We start from the raw sequence: 17690 nt of genomic DNA, 5'->3' as shown, positions 1-17690 counted from the left end.
TCCTGCTTCGGCGGAGTCGTGCTGCGATCGGTCGGTCAGTCGTCGGCGCCGACGGACTCCGGGTAGATCATGCGATCGGGGGCCTTGACGTTGCGCCTGGCCCACGGGTAGTAGATGAGTGCAGTTCCGAAAAGCCCGACTATCCAGGAGATGTCGGCGCCGCCGAGCATCTCGGTGAACGGACCGGTGTACATGGTCTGGGCCAGGAACGGGATCTGGATGAGCACACCGACCCCGTAGGTAACCAGCGTCGGAACGTTCCATGCTCCGTAGCGACCGCGGCGATCGTAGAGCGCCGGAATGTCGATGCGCTCCTTGGAGATCAGGTAGTAGTCGGCCAGATTGATGGCGCTCCAGGGGGTGAACACCATGAGAATGACCAGCACGAAGTTCTTGAAGTTGGAAAGGAAGTCCTCACTCGCGAAGATCGCGATGACGATCGAGATCGCCGTGAACCCGAACACGCAGACTGTGCGGGCCGTTCGCGAGACGCTGCTCCGTCCGGAGATCGCGGTGACCGCGGTGAGGATCGACATGAAGCCGCCGTAGGCATTGAGCGTGTTGACGGTGAGTTTGCCGACCACGATCACGAGGTACATCACGATCACGAGAATCGCCGGGCCGGCCAACTCACCCAGGAACTCGACCTGATTGTCGAGGAACGCGTCACCGGCGACGGCGGCAATGAGCGCACCGAGGGTCATCGACCACTGCGAGCCGAGCACGCTGCCGCCGAGAGTTCCCCAGAAAGTGGCGCGCTCACTGGTGTTTCGGGGCAGATACCGGGAATAGTCGGCAACGTACGGACCGAACGTCAACTGCCAGCCGGCGCTCAACGAGATCGCGAGCAGGAAGGTCACGATGTCGAAGCCCTTCACCCCGACGTGGGCGGCGACGTCGTACTGCGTGAAGAGGCGAATCGTCAGATAGACGAAGGTGACCAGTCCGAGAATCGTTGCGAGCTGGCCGATTCGGTGAATCAGCTTGTATCCGGCCACGGTGACCAGCGCAGTGAGCAGACCGAATATCAGGATACCGACCGTGGCATTGTCGATCCCCAGGAACTTGTTGACCGCCTGACCGGCCAGAACACTGCCGGTCGCGGCGAATCCGAGGTACATCAGCACTACCAGCACCAGCGGGATCACCGCACCCAGAACTCCGAATTGGGCTCGGCTGGAGATCATCTGGGGAAGGCCCATCCGCGGACCCTGCGCGGAGTGCAGGGCCATCACGATGCCGCCGAGCAGGTTTCCGATAGCGAGACCGATGATCGCCCAGAGGGCGTCGGCACCGAAGACGACGGCGAGAGCACCGTCGACGATCGCCGTGATCTGGGTGTTGGCCCCGAACCACAGGGTGAACTGGCTGCGCGGAGATCCGTGCCGCTCCGAGTCGGGAACCATCTCGATGGTTCGCGTCTCGACCGCTGAACTCGTGGCTGTTGTATCGCGAGCGGGCGACGCACTATCGGTTGTGACCATGGGAGAGCCTTCGGGGAGACGACAGGGGAATCCGGTTGGTAATGCCCGCTCCACGCTGAACGTTCAACACCCGGCTACTTGTCTAGTCTTGTATAGACAAGTTTGAGGAGTCAATGCTCTCCCTCACTGTTTACATACGGTGCCGACCGGTAACACAACCGTAATACCTTGGCGGAGAGACTCACTGCCCACCCGGTTCACCGCCGCAGCCGCAATCCCCACGAACGACGACGGGGTGTGTCCCGGGCCGTAAGGCACCGGGACACACCCCGTCGACAGCGCAGAGGCGTCTGGCGGCCGTCAGCTGACGGCCATGTCCTCCTGCGCCCAGTAGGCCCGGGTGCTGGTGATCTTGGCGTCGTCGTCGAAGGTCATGACGTCGATCGGCTCGATGACATACGTCTGGTCGCCGGCCTTCGTGGTGACACGGAAATGGAACGCTGCGCTGTTGCCGGCGACGCGGACCGTCAGCAGCTCGGCCGTCTGGTCCATCGACTCGATCGCCGTGAAGAACGCGCGGATCTCCTCGACGCCACGCTTGGGCTCGGTGCCGACCGGGTCCTCGACCGTGGCGCCCTCGGCGAACAGTGCAGCCACCGCGTCGGCGCTCTTGCCACTGAGCGCCTTCATGTAGGCGGTGACGGTGCTCTTGATGTCTTCTGCGGATGCCATGCGCACTGAACCTTTGCTTGTGGAACGGGTTTCGGCCGGAGCGTAACCCGGCTCACAGGCTCGGCGCAGCGCGCGATCCCGCCCACCGGACACTCCCGACAATCCGGCGAAGCAACACGAGCCGGATAACCACGGTGTTAGCGTCCCGCGCATGCCAATCCAGCACGGGGGATTCTGGGGCCGGATAGTCGTCGCCGCACTCGCGGTAGGTGTCGTGGCCGGAGGCGGTACCGCCGGCACGGCCGCAGCCCAGTCCAGCGGAAGCGCCCTGCCGAACACCAGCGTCGGCGGGGTGGGATCTACCGGCAGCGCAGCCGGGCAGGGGTTCATCGGCCCCGGATCGTTGACCGACGGAACGGGCTCGGACGGAACCGGATCGAACGGTACGACGCCGATCACCGGGTCGTGGGGGACCGCATCGCTGGCCCGGTCGGCGTTCGGTTCCTGGATGCCGGGTCTGGTCGGCTCGCTGGTGCCGGAACCCGATCTGGCGCCGCCGCCGCTCGAGACGCTGCGCGAGGAGACCCTGCCCGCGCCGATCGGTGACCCGTTCTTCGACTTCTACCCGCCAGGGCTACCCGGCATGGCCAACGGTGACGTCATCGAGACCCGCGACGTCACCCCCGTCGCTCGGGGGCTCCTCCGCGGCCCTGTGCGAGAAGTTCGGCAGCTCAAGGTCAAGACCACCGACGCCTCGGGTGCGCCATCGTTCGCGACCGCGACCCTCGTCGTTCCGGCGACGCCGTGGCCCGGCCCGGGACCGCGTCCGGTGCTGGTGAACAACGTGCCGATCAACGGGCTCGGACGGACCTGCACCCCGTCCCACACCCTCGCGTACGGCATCACGCCGTCCACGAACTTCCTCGAACTGCTGCGACCCGTCACCACGAAGGCCGAGGAGCGCGGCTACGCCGTCCTCATCCCCGACCACGAGGGCCCCCGGATGGCGTACGGCGAACCGTACGTCGCCGGGCACGCGGTCCTCGACACGATCCGCGGCATGCGCGGCGTCTTCCCCGCCGAGTTCGGCAACAGCAAGCTCGCCATGATGGGCTACTCCGGCGGGGCCATCGCCACACACGGCGCCGTGAAGCTGATCGATTCGTACGCCCCGGAACTGGCGCCCGACATCGCGGGCGCCGCATTCGGCGGGGTGCCCGCCGACTTCGAGATGCTCGGACGCACCATGAACGGCAACCTCGCCAGTGGGCTGTTCCTCGCCGCGGTGTTCGGCATCTCGCGGGAAAACCCGGAGATCCTGCCGCTGGTCAACAGCCTCGGACAGCGGATCGGCATCTCGTCCATCAAGGATCAGTGCTCCACCAACCTCGCCGCCTCCGGCATCATCGGAATCCCGGCGGAGGCCCTTGCCAACGTCGTGGACGCGTTGAATTCACCTGTCGCCCATGACATCTACGCCAAGATGAAGATGGCCGACCTCGTCTCGGGCACACCGCTGTACATCTACAACGGCGGGCAGGACTTCTGGATCCCCGCCCTGGGCGCCCGCAACCTGTACGACGAGCAGTGCGGCTACGGCGTCGCTGCCGTATACCGGCAGGTGCCCGGTGAGCACCTGCTCGGCGAGGCCCTCGGGAACTCCGGCGCCTTCGACTGGATCGACGCGCGCCTGCGCGGCGAACCCGCGCCGTCGGAGTGCTGACGCGCGCCGTCCATCGCGTTTTGCGCACTTATCGCTGAATCCGGGAGGGTTCAGGCGCGATAAGTGCGCAAAACGCGGGTGGACTACAGGCGGGTGGGCTAGAGGCTGGTGGACTACAGGACGATGTTGACCATCTTGCCGGGCACGACGATCACCTTGCGGGGATCCTTGCCGTCGAGCAGCGTCACGATCTTCTCGTCCGTGAGGGCGATCTTCTCGATGTCCTCACGGGCCGCGTCGGCGGCCACGTGGATGCGGCTGCGGACCTTGCCGTTGACCTGGATCGGGTACTCGACAGTGTCCTCGACCAGCCACTTCTCGTCGGCCGTCGGGAACGGTCCGTGCGCCAGCGACTCGGTGTGGCCCAGCCGCGACCACAGCTCCTCCGCGAGGTGCGGGGCGATCGGGCCGAGCATGAGCGCGAGCGGCTCCACCGCGGACCGCGGGGCACCGGCCGGGTACTCCTTGGTGAGGTGGTTGGTGTACTCGATGAGCTTGGCCACCGCGGTGTTGTCGCGCAGCGCCGCGTAGTCCTCGGCGACACCGGCGATCGTCTTGTTGAGCGCCCGCAGCGTGCCCTCCGACGGCTCGGCATCGGTGACACGCAGGTCGCCGCTCTCCTCGTCGATGACGACGCGCCACGCCCGCTGCAGGAAGCGGTGCGCACCGATGACGTCCTTGGTGGCCCACGGACGGGACGTGTCCAGCGGACCCATCGCCATCTCGTAGACGCGCAGGGTGTCTGCACCGAACTCGTCGCAGATCTGGTCGGGCGCAACGGAATTCTTGAGGCTCTTGCCCATCTTTCCGTACTCGCGCTTGACCGGGGCGCCCTGGTAGAAGAACTTGCCGTCCTCCTCGGTCACCTCGGCCGCCGGCACGTAGACGCCACGCTCGTCGGTGTACGCGTACGCCTGGATGTAGCCCTGGTTGTACAGGCGCCGGTACGGCTCGCTCGAGCTGACGTAGCCCAGGTCGAACAGCACCTTGTGCCAGAACCGCGAGTACAGCAGGTGCAGCACCGCATGCTCGACACCGCCGACGTACAGGTCGACACCGCCGGGATCGTTGGGGCCGTGGATGTCCGGGCGCGGACCCGTCCAGTAGGCCTCGTTCTCGGGCGCGACGAACTGCTCGCTGTTGGTGGGGTCGATGTAGCGCAGCTGGTACCACGAGCTACCCGCCCACTGCGGCATCACGTTGGTGTCGCGGCGGTAATCCTTCAGGCCGTCGCCGAGATCCAGCTCGACATTGACCCAGTCGGACGCCTTCGCCAGCGGGGGAGAGGGCTCGGAGCTGGCGTCGTTCGGATCGAACGAGACCGGCGCGTAGTCCTCGACCTCCGGAAGTTCGACCGGCAGAGCAGATTCCGGCAGCGGATGCGCGACGCCGTCGGCGTCGTACACGATCGGGAACGGCTCGCCCCAGTAGCGCTGACGCGCGAACAGCCAGTCGCGCAGCTTGTACTGGATGGTGCCGGTGCCGACGCCCTCCGCCTCGAGGCGCTCGATGACGGCCTTCTTGGCGTCGGCGACGTCCAGGCCGTTGAGGTAGTCGCTGTTGACCAGCGGCCCGTCGCCGGTGAACGCGGCCTCGGACAGGTCGCCGCCCTTGATGACCTCGACGATGTCCAGACCGAACGCGGTCGCGAACTCCCAGTCGCGCTGGTCGTGACCGGGCACGGCCATGATCGCGCCGGTGCCGTAACCGGTGAGCACGTAGTCGGCGATGAACACCGGCAGCTTGTGGCCGTTGACCGGGTTCACGGCGTAGACGCCGAGGAAGACGCCGGTCTTCTCCTTGTTCTCCTGGCGCTCGAGATCGGTCTTCGCAGCGATCGATGCGCGGTACGCCGCAACAGCTTCCGCCGGAGTGGATGCTCCGCCGGTCCAGCGCGGGTCGACGCCCTCGGGCCACTGCGCCGGCACCAACTGGTCGACCAGCTCGTGCTCGGGAGCCAGCGTCACGTACGTGGCGCCGAACAGCGTGTCCGGACGGGTGGTGAACACCTCGATGTCGTGACCGTTGGAATCGAACTTGACCTGCGCGCCGTGCGAGCGTCCGATCCAGTTGCGCTGCATGGACTTGACCTTTTCCGGCCAGTCCAGGTACTCGAGGTCGTCGACCAAACGATCGGAGTACGCGGTGATGCGCATCATCCACTGCTGCAGGTGCTTACGGAACACCGGGAAGTTGCCGCGCTCGCTGCGGCCGTCCGAGGTGACCTCTTCGTTGGCCAGCACCGTACCCAGACCCGGGCACCAATTGACCATCGAATCCGAGTGGTAGACAAGGCGGTACGCGTCCAGCACCTTGCTGCGCGAGGCGGCGTCCAGCGACGCCCAGTCCCGACCGTCTTCGAGAGCGCGCTCGCCCGAAGCGAACTCGGCCTCGAGCTCGGAGATGCGACGGGCCTTGCCCTGCGCGGTGTCGTACCAGGCGTTGTAGATCTGCAGGAAGATCCACTGCGTCCAGTGGTAGAAGTCGACGTCGGTCGTCGCGACGGAGCGGCGCTCGTCGTGGCCCAGGCCCAGACGGCGCAGCTGGCGCTGCATGTTCGCGATGTTGGCCTCGGTCGTGGTGCGCGGATGCGTGCCCGTCTGCACCGCGTACTGCTCGGCCGGCAGGCCGAAGGCGTCGTAGCCGAGGGCGTGCAGGACGTTGTGGCCCTGCATGCGGTGATAGCGCGCGAAGACGTCGGTGGCGATGTAGCCGAGCGGATGGCCCACGTGCAGACCCGCACCCGACGGGTACGGGAACATGTCCTGCACGAACAGCTTGTCCGCGGGCACGGCGGGCACCTCCCCCGTCGCTGCGCTCGCCTGAGGCGCCAGCGCACCCACCGGGTTGGGCGCGTTGAAGGTCCCGCGCTCGCTCCACAGGTCCTGCCAGCGCTGCTCGATCCGGCCGGCGAGCTCCGCGGTGTAGCGGTGCTGCGGCGTCGAGTCGTCGGGGGATGAGGCTTGCTGAACTGGCTCGGTCACGGTGGTCGCTATCTACTTGGATGACGGGAATTCCGTCAACCAGGGTAAAGCGTCGGCGGACCTCGACGACACCCAGTTACACCCAGGAAGACCGGCCCAGTCGACCGGGCTCTATCGTGGATGCGTGGTCATCGTCGCTGTCGTGCTGTTCATCGCCGCTCTCGCGCTCGGCGCGATCGCAATCGCCGGACTGACCGGTCGGCTCGAACGTAATCGCTGGATCGGCGTTCGTACCCCCCAATCGCTGCGTGACGACGAGACGTTTGCGCTGGCCAACAAGGTTGCGGCGCCCACGCTGCTGGCCGCGGCCGGCGTCCTCGCGATCGGTGGCCTGGCGGCCGTTCTGCTCGACGGCGTGCTCCCGATCGTCGCGGTGATCGTCGCGCTCGTCGCGGCGCTGTTCACCATCGCGGCCGGCGGCACGCTCGGCTCCAAGGCCGCGGGCGCGGTCCCCGAGACCAGCGGCTGCGGCACCTCCTGCGGCGCGTGCAGCCTCAAGGGCGCGTGCGAACCGGCCTGACTGGTTGAATCCCGGGTGTGACCCCACCCACGACCGGACCACGCATCGTCGATCCCGCGGGCGTCGTCTTCGGCATCCTCGTTCCGGTGCTGGCCGCGGCGGCGGGCGTCGTAGCGACGTACGCGCTCGCACCCCGCCTACCCGAGCAGATCGCCACCCACTGGTCCGGCAGCACGCCCGACGGGTTCATGACCCCTGCTGCGAGCGCGTGGTCGATGGCCGCGATGGTGCTCCTCGTCGGCGTCGGCTGCAGCGGCATCGCCGCGCTCGCCCAGGCCCGTCTGATGACGCGCCGGATGATGCTGCTGATCGGATCGGCGGTCGTCGGGGTGATCGTGGCCGCCGAATTCTCGATGATCCTCGGGCAGCTCGACCTCGCCGACGCGTCCTCCGCCCGGATATCGGCCGAGACGCTGGTACTGGGTCTGGTCGTCGGCACCGTCGTCGGACTGCTCGGCGCCTCCACCCTCCGCGACCACCGGGTGCGTACTCCCGCCACCGAAGCACCTCCCGCCGACCTGCCCCGCGGCGCGGTCGAACTGCCCATCGCCGACGAGGTCGGCATGACAGCGGGCGGGCTGCTGGCCACCGCCCTCGCCCTCGCCGCACCGGCGGTCCTCGTCTGCTGGCTGGCCGGCGCCTGGTGGCCGCTCGGCGTGTACCTACCGGTGGTGCTGCTCGCGGTCACGCTGCTGCAGTTTCGACTCGTCGTCGACGCGAACGGCATCCGCGTCCGGAACCTGGGGATGGCGGCGATCGAGTACGGCGTCGACGAGGTGCTGGGCGCACGCGTCGACGAGGTGCGGCCGTTCCAGGACTTCGGCGGCTGGGGAGTCAAGGCGAAGGGGCGCGGCAACTACGGGGTCGTCACCCGGACGGGCCCGGCCGTCGTCATCACGTTCGCGTGCGGCGACCGACTCACCGTCACGACGCCGGAGGCCGAGCGGATCGCCGGCGCACTCAACACACTCGCGGATGGGCGTCTGGCCCTCTCCTGACCCGGCGGCTCACAGCGATCCCCGGATCGCCTCCATCAGCGCCGTCTCGGGCTCGCTGGGGGTGCTGGCGCGGCGCAGCAGCACGAACTCGACGTCGCCCGGGTCCGGCAGGCCCAGACGGTCGCCGACGGGCCGCAACTCGGTCGGCAGCAGCGACTGCGCGTGCACCATGAACCCCAGACCGGCCAGGGCCGCGGCCCGCAGGCCCGCGCGGCTGTTCACCAGGCACGTGATGCGGCTCGGCAGCCGGGCCGACTCGAGTGCCCCGAGCGCGCACGCCCGGGTGATGCTCGGCGGGGGATAGGCCACCAGCGGCACCGGCGTCGTCGGGTCCCACTGAGCCTCGTCCGTTCCACCCCACACGAGCCGGTCCCGCCCCACGAGGTCGCCGTGCGGCTCACCGGGCCGGCGCATCACGAACGCCAGATCGAGGTCACCGGCCCGCAACTGCGCGTGGACCGTGCGGCTGAGCCCGACGGTGAGCTGCAGGTCGACGAGCGGATGCGTGCGCCGGAACTCCCGCAGGATCTGCGGCAGCCCCTTGGCGACCAAATCCTCGGCGGCCCCGAACCGCAGCCGTCCGGTGAGCGTCGACCCCTCGAAGTAGCGGCTCGCGCGGTCCTGGGCGTCGAGGATCGACCGGGCGAAGCCGACCATCGCGGTGCCGTCCGCGGTGAGTTCCACCGTGTGGGTGTCGCGGCTGAGGAGGTGGCGGCCGGCGGCCTTCTCGAGCCGCGCGATGTGCCCGCTGACCGTGGACTGCCGCAGCCCCAGCTGCCGGGCGGCGGCCGTGAAGCCGCCGGTCTGCTCGACGGCGAGGAACGTCCTGAGGAGAACCGGATCGAACATGCACCCTACCTATCACGAAACGCGATCACAGTTAACGTGTTGAACGCCTTTCATGATCGAATTCGGGACGGATACCGTTGACCGGTGAAGTTTCTGAGCAGGTTCTATATCGACGGTTTCATCCTGTCGATCGCCACCGTCGCCGTTCTGGGCAGCCTGTTCCCCGTATCCGGCAGCGGCCAGACGATCCTCGACTGGGCCACCAAGATCGCGATCGGTTTCCTTTTCCTGCTCTACGGAGCGCGACTGTCGCCGGCCGAGGCGCTGCAGGGCCTCAAGCACTGGCGGCTGCACTCGGTGGTGTTCGCGTCGACGTTCGTCCTGTTCCCGCTGATCGGCCTGGCGCTGCGAATCCTGGCGCCGACCGTGATCACCGACGAGATGTACACCGGCATCCTGTACCTGTGCCTCGTGCCGTCGACGGTGCAGTCGTCGATCGCGTTCACCTCGATCGCGCGCGGCAACGTCGCGGGCGCGATCGTCAGCGCGTCGTTCTCGAACCTGCTCGGGGTGTTCGTCACGCCGCTGCTGGTGATCCTGCTGATGAACACGACCGGTGAGGCGACGGTCGACTTCTCGTCGATCATCAACATCGTGTTGCAGTTGCTGCTGCCGTTCATGATCGGCCAGCTGATCCGTCCGCTGGTCATCGACTGGCTGAAGAGGTACGCGGAGCCGACCAAGCTCGTCGACCGCGGATCCATCCTGCTCGTCGTGTTCTCGGCGTTCAGCGAATCGATGAACGAGGGCGTCTGGGGCACCGTGACCGTGCTCGAGATCGCCGTCGTGGTCGCGGTGTGCATCGGCATCCTCGCGGTGGTCCTCGGCGTCACCTCGTTCGCCGGCAAGAAGCTCGGATTCTCGCTGCCCGACCGAATCGTGATCATCTTCTGCGGATCGAAGAAGAGCCTCGCGACGGGCCTGCCCATGGCGTCGGTGCTGTTTGCCGGACAGCCGGTGGGCCTGATCGTGCTGCCGCTGATGATCTTCCACCAGATCCAGCTGATCGTGTGCGCCGCGCTCGCGCAGCACTACGCGAAACGGGCGGATCCGGAACGGGTCGTGTCCTGACCCGAGCTCGCGTTCGCCCACACCGGCGTCACTCCTGGGGTTCAATGGGTGGCAGGTCAGGTGTGTCCGAGGTAGCCGCAGTCTTATCGGAGGCGAGCGTGAGCAACAACCACCACCATCACCACAACCACGAATCCCGCGACGTCATCATGCCCGCCTACACGGGCCGAATCGCGACGAATCCCGTTCCCGCGCTGCGGCTACCCGAAGACGATATGGATCCACGGGCCGCCTATCGATTCATCCACGACGAACTGATGCTCGACGGCAGCTCGCGCCTCAATCTCGCGACATTCGTCACGACGTGGATGGATCCGGAGGCCGGCACGCTGATGGCCGAGACGTTCGACAAGAACCTCATCGACAAGGACGAGTACCCGGCCACCTCGGCAATCGAGCAGCGCTGCGTCAACATGGTCGCCGCCCTGTTCAACGCCCCCGACCTTGTCGACGACGATCCGACGTCGGCGACAGGCGTCTCGACGATCGGTTCGAGCGAGGCCGTCATGCTCGCCGGGCTCGCGATGAAGTGGCGGTGGCGGCAGGCCCGCGAGCGGGCCGGTCTCGACGCATCCAGGCCGAAACTGGTGATGGGCAGCAACGTCCAGGTGGTGTGGGAGAAGTTCTGCCGCTACTTCGACGTCGAACCGGTGTACCTGCCCATGGAGCCCGGCCGCTACGTGATCACCACCGAGCAGGTGACGGCGGCGGTCGACGAGAACACGATCGGTGTCGTCGCGATCTTCGGCACCACCTACACCGGCGAACTGGAACCGGTGAAGGAGATCGCCGAGGCACTCGACGCCGTCGCGGCCGACGGTGGCCCCGACGTCCCGGTGCACGTGGACGCGGCCAGCGGCGGGTTCGTCATCCCGTTCCTCAACCCCGAAATGGAGTGGGACTTCCGGATTCCGCGGGTCGTCTCCATCAACGTGAGCGGCCACAAGTTCGGGCTCACCTACCCGGGCATCGGATTCGTCGTGTGGCGCGACGGTGATCACCTGCCCGAGGAACTGGTGTTTCGGGTGAACTACCTCGGCGGCGACATGCCCACCTTCACGCTCAACTTCTCGCGGCCCGGAAACCAGATCGTGGGCCAGTACTACAACTTTCTACGACTCGGACGCTCCGGCTATCGGGGCATCATGAAATCTCTGCGTGGAACCGCGATGTGGTTGAGCGGCAAGCTTGCCGAGGAGGGCGACTTCCGCGTCATCAGCGACGGCTCCGCCATTCCGGTCCTCGCATTCGAACTCACCGGCGACCAGCGCTTCACGGTGTTCGACATCTCCCACGAACTCCGCGCCCGCGGGTGGCAGGTCCCGGCATACACGATGCCGGCCGACGCCACGGACGTCGCGGTCCTGAGAATCGTGGTCCGCGAGGGGTTCAGCGCCGACCTCGCTCGTCTACTGTTCGACGACATCCTCTCGGTGTGCGCGTACCTGCGGCAAGACGGCGTCGCAATCCACTCGAAGGCGCAACACTTCGCGCACTGACCCGTTCGCGCAGTATCGAACGGGAGTTCACGACACGGTTTCGCGCCGCGAGCGTGCCGCGGTATCCCGTTCGCACCGGGATGGTTTGCCGGACGCCCACGACTGGGTATCCGTTTGGCGGAACCCGACACGAAGGAGCCCGCAATGTCCCGGCTGCCCGATCCGCCCGAACCCGTACTGGAGACCGCCGCAAAGGAATTGGTGGTCGCAACTTCACCGCACCCGCGGATCTACGAGGTCCCGCCCGAGCAGGGACGCAAGATCCTCGCCGACCTGCAGGCCGGGGAGGGTGTCCCGAAGCCGATGGTCGAGGAGCAGTGGGTGCACGTCGACGCCGGCGAGCACGGGACGGTCCGCACCCGCATCGTGCGTCCCGTCGACGTGTCCGGCGACGTCCCGATCCTGCTCTACATCCACGGCGCCGGATGGGTATTCGGCGATGAGAACACCCACGATCGACTGGTGCGCGAACTCGCGGTCGGCGCGGGTGTCGCCGTCGTCTTCCCGGTGTACGACCGGGCGCCGGAGGCCAAGTACCCCACCCAGATCGAGCAGAACTATGCGGTGGCGCAGTGGGCCGCGAAGCAGGGCCGCGAATACGGACTCGACACCTCCCGCATCGCGGTGTGCGGGGACTCGGTGGGCGGCAACATGGCGACGGTGCTGGCACTCATGGCCGCCGAACGCGGCGACGTGAACCTGCGCGCGCAGGTGCTGCTGTACCCGGTGACGGACGCGAACTTCGAGACGGCGTCGTACCTGCAGTTCGCCGACGGCCACTACCTCACCCGCGACGGCATGAAGTGGTTCTGGGACCAGTACATTCCGGACCCGGAGCAACGCGCCGACGTCTACGCCTCCCCGCTGCGGGCGTCGCAAGACCGACTGGCGGCGCTGCCGACGACGCTGGTGATCACCGACGAGGCCGACGTCCTGCGCGACGAGGGGGAGGCGTACGCCGCGAAGCTGCGCGCCGCGGGCGTCGACGTCACCGCCGTCCGGGTCGAGGGGATGGTGCACGACTTCCTGATGCTCGACAGCCTGCGGGACTGCAAGGCGACGATCGTCGCGCGCACCCTCGCAATCGACGCCGTGCGACGGGCGCTGGTCGAGTAGCGGTCAGTTCAGGTCGGTCAGTTCAGATCGATGTCGATCGGGTGCGTCGCGAGCAGCGCGAGCGGCATCGGCTGACGTCGGAGCACCTGCCCCCACACGTCGGACCGGGGAGGGCTGATCACATCGGAGGCCAACGCGGACAGGACGATCCAGTCGTCGTGCTCGATCTCGGCGTCGAGCTGACCGATGGTCCAGCCCGCGTAGCCGGCGAAGATGCGCAGGCCCTCGATCACCGCGGCGATCGGTTCGGGGTCGGCGTCGAGATCGACCATGACGACACGGCCGTCGACGCGCCGCAGACCGGGCACCCCGGCGACGTCTACGCCGGTGCGGACCGTGGCCAGGCACAGCGCGGCATCGCGGGTGACGGGGCCGCCGATGTAGAGCGCCTGCGGCTTGGTCGCGAGGGCCGCCCACTGCGGCAGCACCTCGTGCACGGCGGTCTCACTCGGCCGATTGAGGACGACGCCGAGACTGCCGGCGTCGTTGTGCTCGAGCATGTAGACGACCGTCCGGCGGAACGTCGGCTCGGTCAGATCGGTGGACGACACGAGCAGGCTGCCGGGCCGCACCGCCGGTTGGGCCGATGCCGTGCGATCCTCAGGTTCCTCCGGGTGCGCCACTGGGTCATCATCTCACCGACGCGACCCGGACGGGAGATGCGACGGCGAACGACTTGGAGCGTGTCCGACAAATGCCGGGTCCCGGCGATGACGACGTCCAGGACGCCACTGCGGCAGGTGCCTGAGATACCGATGTCGTATCGGCGGCGTCGGAGTCCCGGTTCTCGCTGGGTGGGACCCGACCGGATTGATCGAGGAGTGATGGGGCCCACTTGAGGCAGGGCGTCGGTCGACGCCGCCTCGTCACGACGTACGACGGTGGCGGTGCATTTCAGCTGGAGGTTGGGCATGGACAGGCTGCTCGCGCAATTGTCGAGCCTGGATGCCGGGGCCGAGGCGGCCGTGCGTGTGGTCGCCGCGTTCGACAGGCTCATGGAGAGCCGCGCCCCCGTTGGAGCCTTGACGCGGGCAACTGCGGGGCTGGCGAAGTGCCCGGCAGGGATCAGTCGCCCCGGGCACGCCGTCGTTCGTTACGCTCCGAACGGCGACCGGTTGGACGAGTTTTACCCGGATGTATCGCCGTCTCAGCGGTCCGCCGGAGGGATATCCGTGTGGCTCGAAAGATCGGGTCTCCCGCACGACTTGGACGATCTGCTTCTCGAGCGTTTCGCGTTGGCAGCGCGTGCACTGATTCCTCGCCCGAATGGTCTGGAGCCACGCGACATTGCGGATCCTGCGCTGGTAGAGGTTCTCATCGCCGGCACGCACTGCCCGGAGGATCGGGCCCGTGCGATCAAACTGCTCGGGCTCGACCCGAACCGTCCAGTCCGAGTGGTGGCGGTCGCGACGACAGGTGGGCAGGATCCTGAAGGAGCTGCCGCTGCGCTGGTATCTCGAAGACCGTCGACTGTCGGCCCGCGGGTCGTGACGGTCGGCCCGCTCGCAGCGGTTCTTCTCCAACCCCGATCCGACCCTGCTGTCGTTGTGTCGGGATTGCGAGAAGTGTTGTCCGAGAACACTTTTGCTCGACACACGTTGGCGGGTGTCGGCACCGCAGTCATGCCCGACCAGGCGAGGCAGTCCTGGCTCGAGGGCAAGCTCGCACTGAGATTCGCAGAGGCCGGAACCGCCTCTGCCGTTGTCGATCATGACGAACTCGGAGCCATTGCGTTGCTGGCGGACATACCGTCGGCCCGTCTCGCCGCGAACCCGGACGTGCTCGCTCTTGTGGAACTCACCGCGACCGACAGCGGCCGGATGGATCTGGAGGCGGTGGAGGCGCTGTGCCGCACCGGATCGCTGCGTCAGGCTGCTGCTTCACTGCACATGCACCACAGCACCGTTGCGACACGCATCTCGCGAGCCGAGCTGAAACTGGGCTGGGATTTGAACGCATACTCCGGAACCTTGCGCGTGAGTATCGCCCTGCACGCTCTCAAACTCCTTCGCGACTCCGCGAACGATCGGATCGTCCCGAGGAGGGGTGCGGCGGGTAGTACAACCGCCAATCGTCGACATCCGGCGTGAGATCGCAGACAGTTGGCGGTCGCATCGCCGGTTCTCTGTGGCAGATGATTGGTTCGTACGTGAATCATCATCTCGAGGAGAGAAATTGACTGCGAGCATTGGCGGGCCGGTTGCAATACGAGCACCGTACGATCCCGAACTCGAAGTCGGCTTGGCGAGCCTTCCCGCCGACATATTCGGTACCGAAAACGGCCCGGCCACCATTGAGGAATCTCGCGCCTTGATGGCGTCGTGGCGGCCGAACATGGCGAGCCTGACTCGCGGCGGAACAATTGATGTCTACGACAAGCAGATCCCCGGACCCCAGGGGGCGCCCGAGATCACGGTCTTGGTCATGTCGCCCACAGAGGGGAGTGGACCTCGGCCGGTCATCTACCACGTCCACGGCGGCGGAATGGTCGCCGGAGACCGTTACTACGGTGCGGAGACTCTCGCGGAATATGTTGCGGCGCTTCAAGTAGTTGTCGTTTCGGTGGAGTACCGACTCGCTCCTGAGCATCCGCATCCGGCCCCGGTGGAGGACTGCTACGCCGGGCTCGTCTGGGTGGCACGAAACGCCGCCGCACTGCGTATCGACCCACGACGTATCGTCATCATGGGAGGAAGCGCCGGCGCCGGTCTGGCCGCCTCGACGGCCCTACTGGCTCGGGATCGGCAGGGCCCCGACATCAGTCATCAGGTACTGGGATGCCCGATGCTGGACGATCGCATGAGCGGTCAGTCGACCTCGGCGACCGATCTGCACAGCGTCAACTTCAAGCAGGGACTCCAGAACGGCTGGGCGGCACTGTTGGGCGATGCCGCCGGCGGGCCGGATGTCTCTGCCTATGCTTCCGCAGCTCGGGCCGACGACCTCTCCGGACTGCCGCCGGCCTACATCGATGTGGGGAGCAGCGAGATCCTCCTGGACGAAGCGGTCGACTTCGCGACTCGACTGTCTCACGCAGGCGTGCCGGTCGAGCTCCACGTGTGGCCGGGCGGGTTTCACGGGTTCAGTTCCCTTGTCCCGCATGCCGCCTTGTCACGGACGGCAAGCGATACACGGCTGGCCTACTTGAGCCGAGTTCTGCTCTAGCAGAATTATTTTCGGCGCTCCAACTGCATTCACACACGTCCGATCACGGCTGCGCCTGCCTCCGCGCCACCACCGTCCGCCGGCGGCACTCGGTGCCGCCGGCAGGTGTTCGAGCCTCACGGAATCGCGCAGGCCTCGCTCAGATTGTGTCGGCGTCCGTACGCGCCGCCGGTACGGGGCAGGACGCACCGCGCGGGACACCTGCCTTCTGGAGCAGCAAGCTCATCGGGCACCAGCCGACGATCCCGTAGAGCACCAGGTTCGCGGACGCGAACGCGGTGAGGCCCCGCCACTTGGGCGAGTGGGTGCGGCCGAGCAGCAGGCTCGTGCCCACCACCGACCCGCCGAGCAGCGGGACGATGCGCTCGACGGTCCAACCGGAATGCTTCGGCAATGCCATGTTCGTGTCTCCTCGTGTGACGTGGCGATCAGTCCGGAGTGGTGATCGCGAGGCCGGCGCGACGCCAGGCGTCCATCCCGCCGCGCACCAGGTAGGTCTCGGCGCCTGCCCGTGCCAACTGACGCGCCGCTGTCGCGGAGCGTCCGCCGGAACGGCAGATCACGACGACGGGTCGACCCGCGACCACCTCGAAGTCGTGGTCGATCACCTCGTGCAGCGGCAGGTGGGTGGCGCCCGGTGCATGACCGGTGTCCCACTCGGGACGCGATCGCACGTCCAGCAGGAGCGCGCCCTGCTCGACGAGGCTCTGCGCCTTGTGCACGTCGACCGTTCCGTACGACTTTCGAAAGATGCCCACGGACCTCGACAGTAGGGCCACCCCACTCGCTTTCTCCAGACCCCCCAGGGGGGATCGTTCTCCACCCGCAACTTTATACCCCATGGGGTATCTGGTCGAGGTGTCGTCGGACACTGCGCTGTGGCGCTACGCCAGCCCCAGAATCTGATCCAGGACCGTCAGATGGTGCTCGAACAGCGCGGCCGGATCGGCGAACGTGTCGGCGCCGTACTGCCCGAACACCTCGAAGTTCACCGCACCGAACAGCGACGCCCACGCCAGGACGCCGCGCGCGAGCACCTCGTCGGGGACCGTCAGCCCCATCTCGGCGCGGATGCGGTCGAGATCCACGGCCAGGGTGGGATCGACCGTGGACTCCGGCACCGACAGCGCCCCCGCCCGGTGCGCGGCCTCGACGATGCCGATCAGCGCGACGATCACGCGCGTACCCGGACCCGTCGTGCGCTCCGCCGGTGCGTGATAGCCGGGGACGGGACTGCCGAACAGCAGTGCGTACCGCGCGGGCTCGCGGACCGCCCACGCGCGGACCGTTCGGGCCAGGGCGTGCAACCGGCCGCGGTGGTCGTCGACGGGCAGCGCGTCGACGGCGCCGTCCACCTCCGCGCCGAGTTCGGTGTAGCCGTCGATCACCAGCAGCGTGAGCAGGTCGTCGCGACTGGCGACGTATCGGTACACCGCCGAGGACACCACGCCCAGGTCTCGGGCAACCGCGCGCAGCGAGAGCGCGGCCGCACCCTGCGTCGCGAGGTGTTCGCGACCGATGCGGGTGATCTCGGCGAGCGTCTGCTCGCGTGCGCGTTCGCGCGGGGTGACGGTCATGCGCCCACCCTGCCGGAGAAATGAGAGCACTGTCAACAAACGAGAGCACTGCTCTTGACATCACCACTCCGGAAGCGCATGGTGAGAGAAGA

General features: G+C 67.2%; 16 protein-coding genes. 8 read left to right on the top strand and 8 right to left on the bottom strand.

Features of this window, described 5'->3' with window-relative positions; all coding sequences use genetic code 11:
* Positions 1 to 35 precede the first annotated feature (35 nt).
* Together C8K36_RS17065 and C8K36_RS17060 are read right to left on the bottom strand one after the other, a co-directional pair.
* A complete protein-coding gene (locus C8K36_RS17065; RefSeq protein ID WP_107985706.1) occupies positions 36 to 1484 on the bottom strand; it encodes a cytosine permease in 1449 nt (482 codons plus the stop codon).
* 300 nt (positions 1485 to 1784) lie between these two features.
* Positions 1785 to 2156, bottom strand: coding sequence for a nuclear transport factor 2 family protein (locus C8K36_RS17060; protein WP_107985705.1), 372 nt, complete (start codon positions 2154 to 2156; stop codon positions 1785 to 1787).
* Between the two features lie 151 nt (positions 2157 to 2307).
* Here C8K36_RS17060 and C8K36_RS17055 point away from each other — a divergent pair, with 151 nt between their 5' ends.
* Entirely contained in the window at positions 2308 to 3819 is a 1512-nt protein-coding gene (locus C8K36_RS17055) for a lipase family protein (RefSeq protein WP_258195460.1), read from the top strand.
* Positions 3820 to 3932: 113 nt separating this feature from the next.
* Here C8K36_RS17055 and leuS read toward each other — a convergent pair whose 3' ends face one another.
* A complete protein-coding gene (leuS, locus tag C8K36_RS17050) occupies positions 3933 to 6803 on the bottom strand; it encodes a leucine--tRNA ligase (RefSeq protein WP_107985704.1) in 2871 nt (956 codons plus the stop codon).
* A gap of 124 nt (positions 6804 to 6927) precedes the next feature.
* On the opposite strand from leuS, the gene C8K36_RS17045 reads away from it, so the two are divergent.
* Both C8K36_RS17045 and C8K36_RS17040 read left to right on the top strand, forming a co-directional pair.
* Positions 6928 to 7323, top strand: coding sequence for an SdpI family protein (locus tag C8K36_RS17045; protein WP_107985703.1), 396 nt, complete (start codon positions 6928 to 6930; stop codon positions 7321 to 7323).
* Between the two features lie 17 nt (positions 7324 to 7340).
* Positions 7341 to 8321 (top strand): DUF1648 domain-containing protein, encoded by a 981-nt coding sequence (locus C8K36_RS17040; protein WP_107985702.1) that lies wholly within the window; start codon positions 7341 to 7343, stop codon positions 8319 to 8321.
* A 9-nt stretch (positions 8322 to 8330) separates the two neighbouring features.
* On the opposite strand, the gene C8K36_RS17035 is transcribed toward C8K36_RS17040, so the two are convergent.
* Entirely contained in the window at positions 8331 to 9170 is an 840-nt protein-coding gene (locus C8K36_RS17035; protein ID WP_107985701.1) for a LysR family transcriptional regulator, read from the bottom strand.
* A gap of 84 nt (positions 9171 to 9254) precedes the next feature.
* On the opposite strand from C8K36_RS17035, the gene C8K36_RS17030 reads away from it, so the two are divergent.
* The 3 genes from C8K36_RS17030 (at position 9255) to C8K36_RS17020 (ending at position 12856) form a co-directional block, all read left to right on the top strand.
* Positions 9255 to 10241 (top strand): bile acid:sodium symporter family protein, encoded by a 987-nt coding sequence (locus C8K36_RS17030; protein ID WP_107985700.1) that lies wholly within the window; start codon positions 9255 to 9257, stop codon positions 10239 to 10241.
* Positions 10242 to 10390: 149 nt separating this feature from the next.
* On the top strand, positions 10391 to 11740 hold the full coding sequence (locus tag C8K36_RS17025) for a glutamate decarboxylase (RefSeq protein ID WP_107985793.1): 1350 nt from the start codon (positions 10391 to 10393) through the stop codon (positions 11738 to 11740).
* Positions 11741 to 11884: 144 nt separating this feature from the next.
* Entirely contained in the window at positions 11885 to 12856 is a 972-nt protein-coding gene (locus C8K36_RS17020) for an alpha/beta hydrolase (protein ID WP_107985699.1), read from the top strand.
* A gap of 17 nt (positions 12857 to 12873) precedes the next feature.
* Here the strand turns inward: C8K36_RS17020 and C8K36_RS17015 are convergent, their stop codons facing one another.
* Positions 12874 to 13479, bottom strand: a complete 606-nt coding sequence (locus C8K36_RS17015; protein ID WP_107985698.1) for a YqgE/AlgH family protein — start codon at positions 13477 to 13479, stop codon at positions 12874 to 12876.
* A gap of 288 nt (positions 13480 to 13767) precedes the next feature.
* On the opposite strand from C8K36_RS17015, the gene C8K36_RS25480 reads away from it, so the two are divergent.
* Positions 13768 to 14946 (top strand): PucR family transcriptional regulator, encoded by a 1179-nt coding sequence (locus C8K36_RS25480; RefSeq protein WP_107985697.1) that lies wholly within the window; start codon positions 13768 to 13770, stop codon positions 14944 to 14946.
* Positions 14947 to 15031: 85 nt separating this feature from the next.
* Positions 15032 to 16021: an alpha/beta hydrolase gene (locus C8K36_RS17005; RefSeq protein ID WP_181319608.1), complete on the top strand. Its 990-nt coding sequence runs from the start codon at positions 15032 to 15034 to the stop codon at positions 16019 to 16021.
* Positions 16022 to 16160: 139 nt separating this feature from the next.
* Here C8K36_RS17005 and C8K36_RS17000 read toward each other — a convergent pair whose 3' ends face one another.
* The 3 genes from C8K36_RS17000 to C8K36_RS16990 all read right to left on the bottom strand — a co-directional run bounded on the left by C8K36_RS17000 (position 16161) and on the right by C8K36_RS16990 (position 17598).
* A complete protein-coding gene (locus C8K36_RS17000; RefSeq protein ID WP_107985696.1) occupies positions 16161 to 16421 on the bottom strand; it encodes a YgaP family membrane protein in 261 nt (86 codons plus the stop codon).
* Between the two features lie 28 nt (positions 16422 to 16449).
* Positions 16450 to 16779 (bottom strand): rhodanese-like domain-containing protein, encoded by a 330-nt coding sequence (locus tag C8K36_RS16995; protein ID WP_107985791.1) that lies wholly within the window; start codon positions 16777 to 16779, stop codon positions 16450 to 16452.
* A 126-nt stretch (positions 16780 to 16905) separates the two neighbouring features.
* Positions 16906 to 17598 (bottom strand): TetR/AcrR family transcriptional regulator, encoded by a 693-nt coding sequence (locus tag C8K36_RS16990; protein WP_107985695.1) that lies wholly within the window; start codon positions 17596 to 17598, stop codon positions 16906 to 16908.
* Positions 17599 to 17690: the final 92 nt, after the last annotated feature.

The sequence above is a fragment of the Rhodococcus sp. OK519 genome, from assembly GCF_003051005.1.
In the GTDB taxonomy this organism is placed as follows: domain Bacteria; phylum Actinomycetota; class Actinomycetes; order Mycobacteriales; family Mycobacteriaceae; genus Prescottella.
This window is presented reverse-complemented; position numbering and strand designations above follow the sequence as displayed.

Excerpts from the sequence above, each read along its gene's own strand:
- C8K36_RS17065 (WP_107985706.1), bottom strand. The coding sequence starts at position 1,484 with ATGGTCACAACCGATAGTGCGTCGCCCGCTCGCGATACAACAGCCACG.
- C8K36_RS17060 (WP_107985705.1), bottom strand. The coding sequence starts at position 2,156 with ATGGCATCCGCAGAAGACATCAAGAGCACCGTCACCGCCTACATGAAG.
- C8K36_RS17055 (WP_258195460.1), top strand. The coding sequence starts at position 2,308 with ATGCCAATCCAGCACGGGGGATTCTGGGGCCGGATAGTCGTCGCCGCA.
- C8K36_RS17035 (WP_107985701.1), bottom strand. The coding sequence starts at position 9,170 with ATGTTCGATCCGGTTCTCCTCAGGACGTTCCTCGCCGTCGAGCAGACC.
- C8K36_RS17025 (WP_107985793.1), top strand. The coding sequence starts at position 10,391 with ATGCCCGCCTACACGGGCCGAATCGCGACGAATCCCGTTCCCGCGCTG.
- C8K36_RS17020 (WP_107985699.1), top strand. The coding sequence starts at position 11,885 with ATGTCCCGGCTGCCCGATCCGCCCGAACCCGTACTGGAGACCGCCGCA.
- C8K36_RS25480 (WP_107985697.1), top strand. The coding sequence starts at position 13,768 with ATGGACAGGCTGCTCGCGCAATTGTCGAGCCTGGATGCCGGGGCCGAG.
- C8K36_RS17000 (WP_107985696.1), bottom strand. The coding sequence starts at position 16,421 with ATGGCATTGCCGAAGCATTCCGGTTGGACCGTCGAGCGCATCGTCCCG.
- C8K36_RS16990 (WP_107985695.1), bottom strand. The coding sequence starts at position 17,598 with ATGACCGTCACCCCGCGCGAACGCGCACGCGAGCAGACGCTCGCCGAG.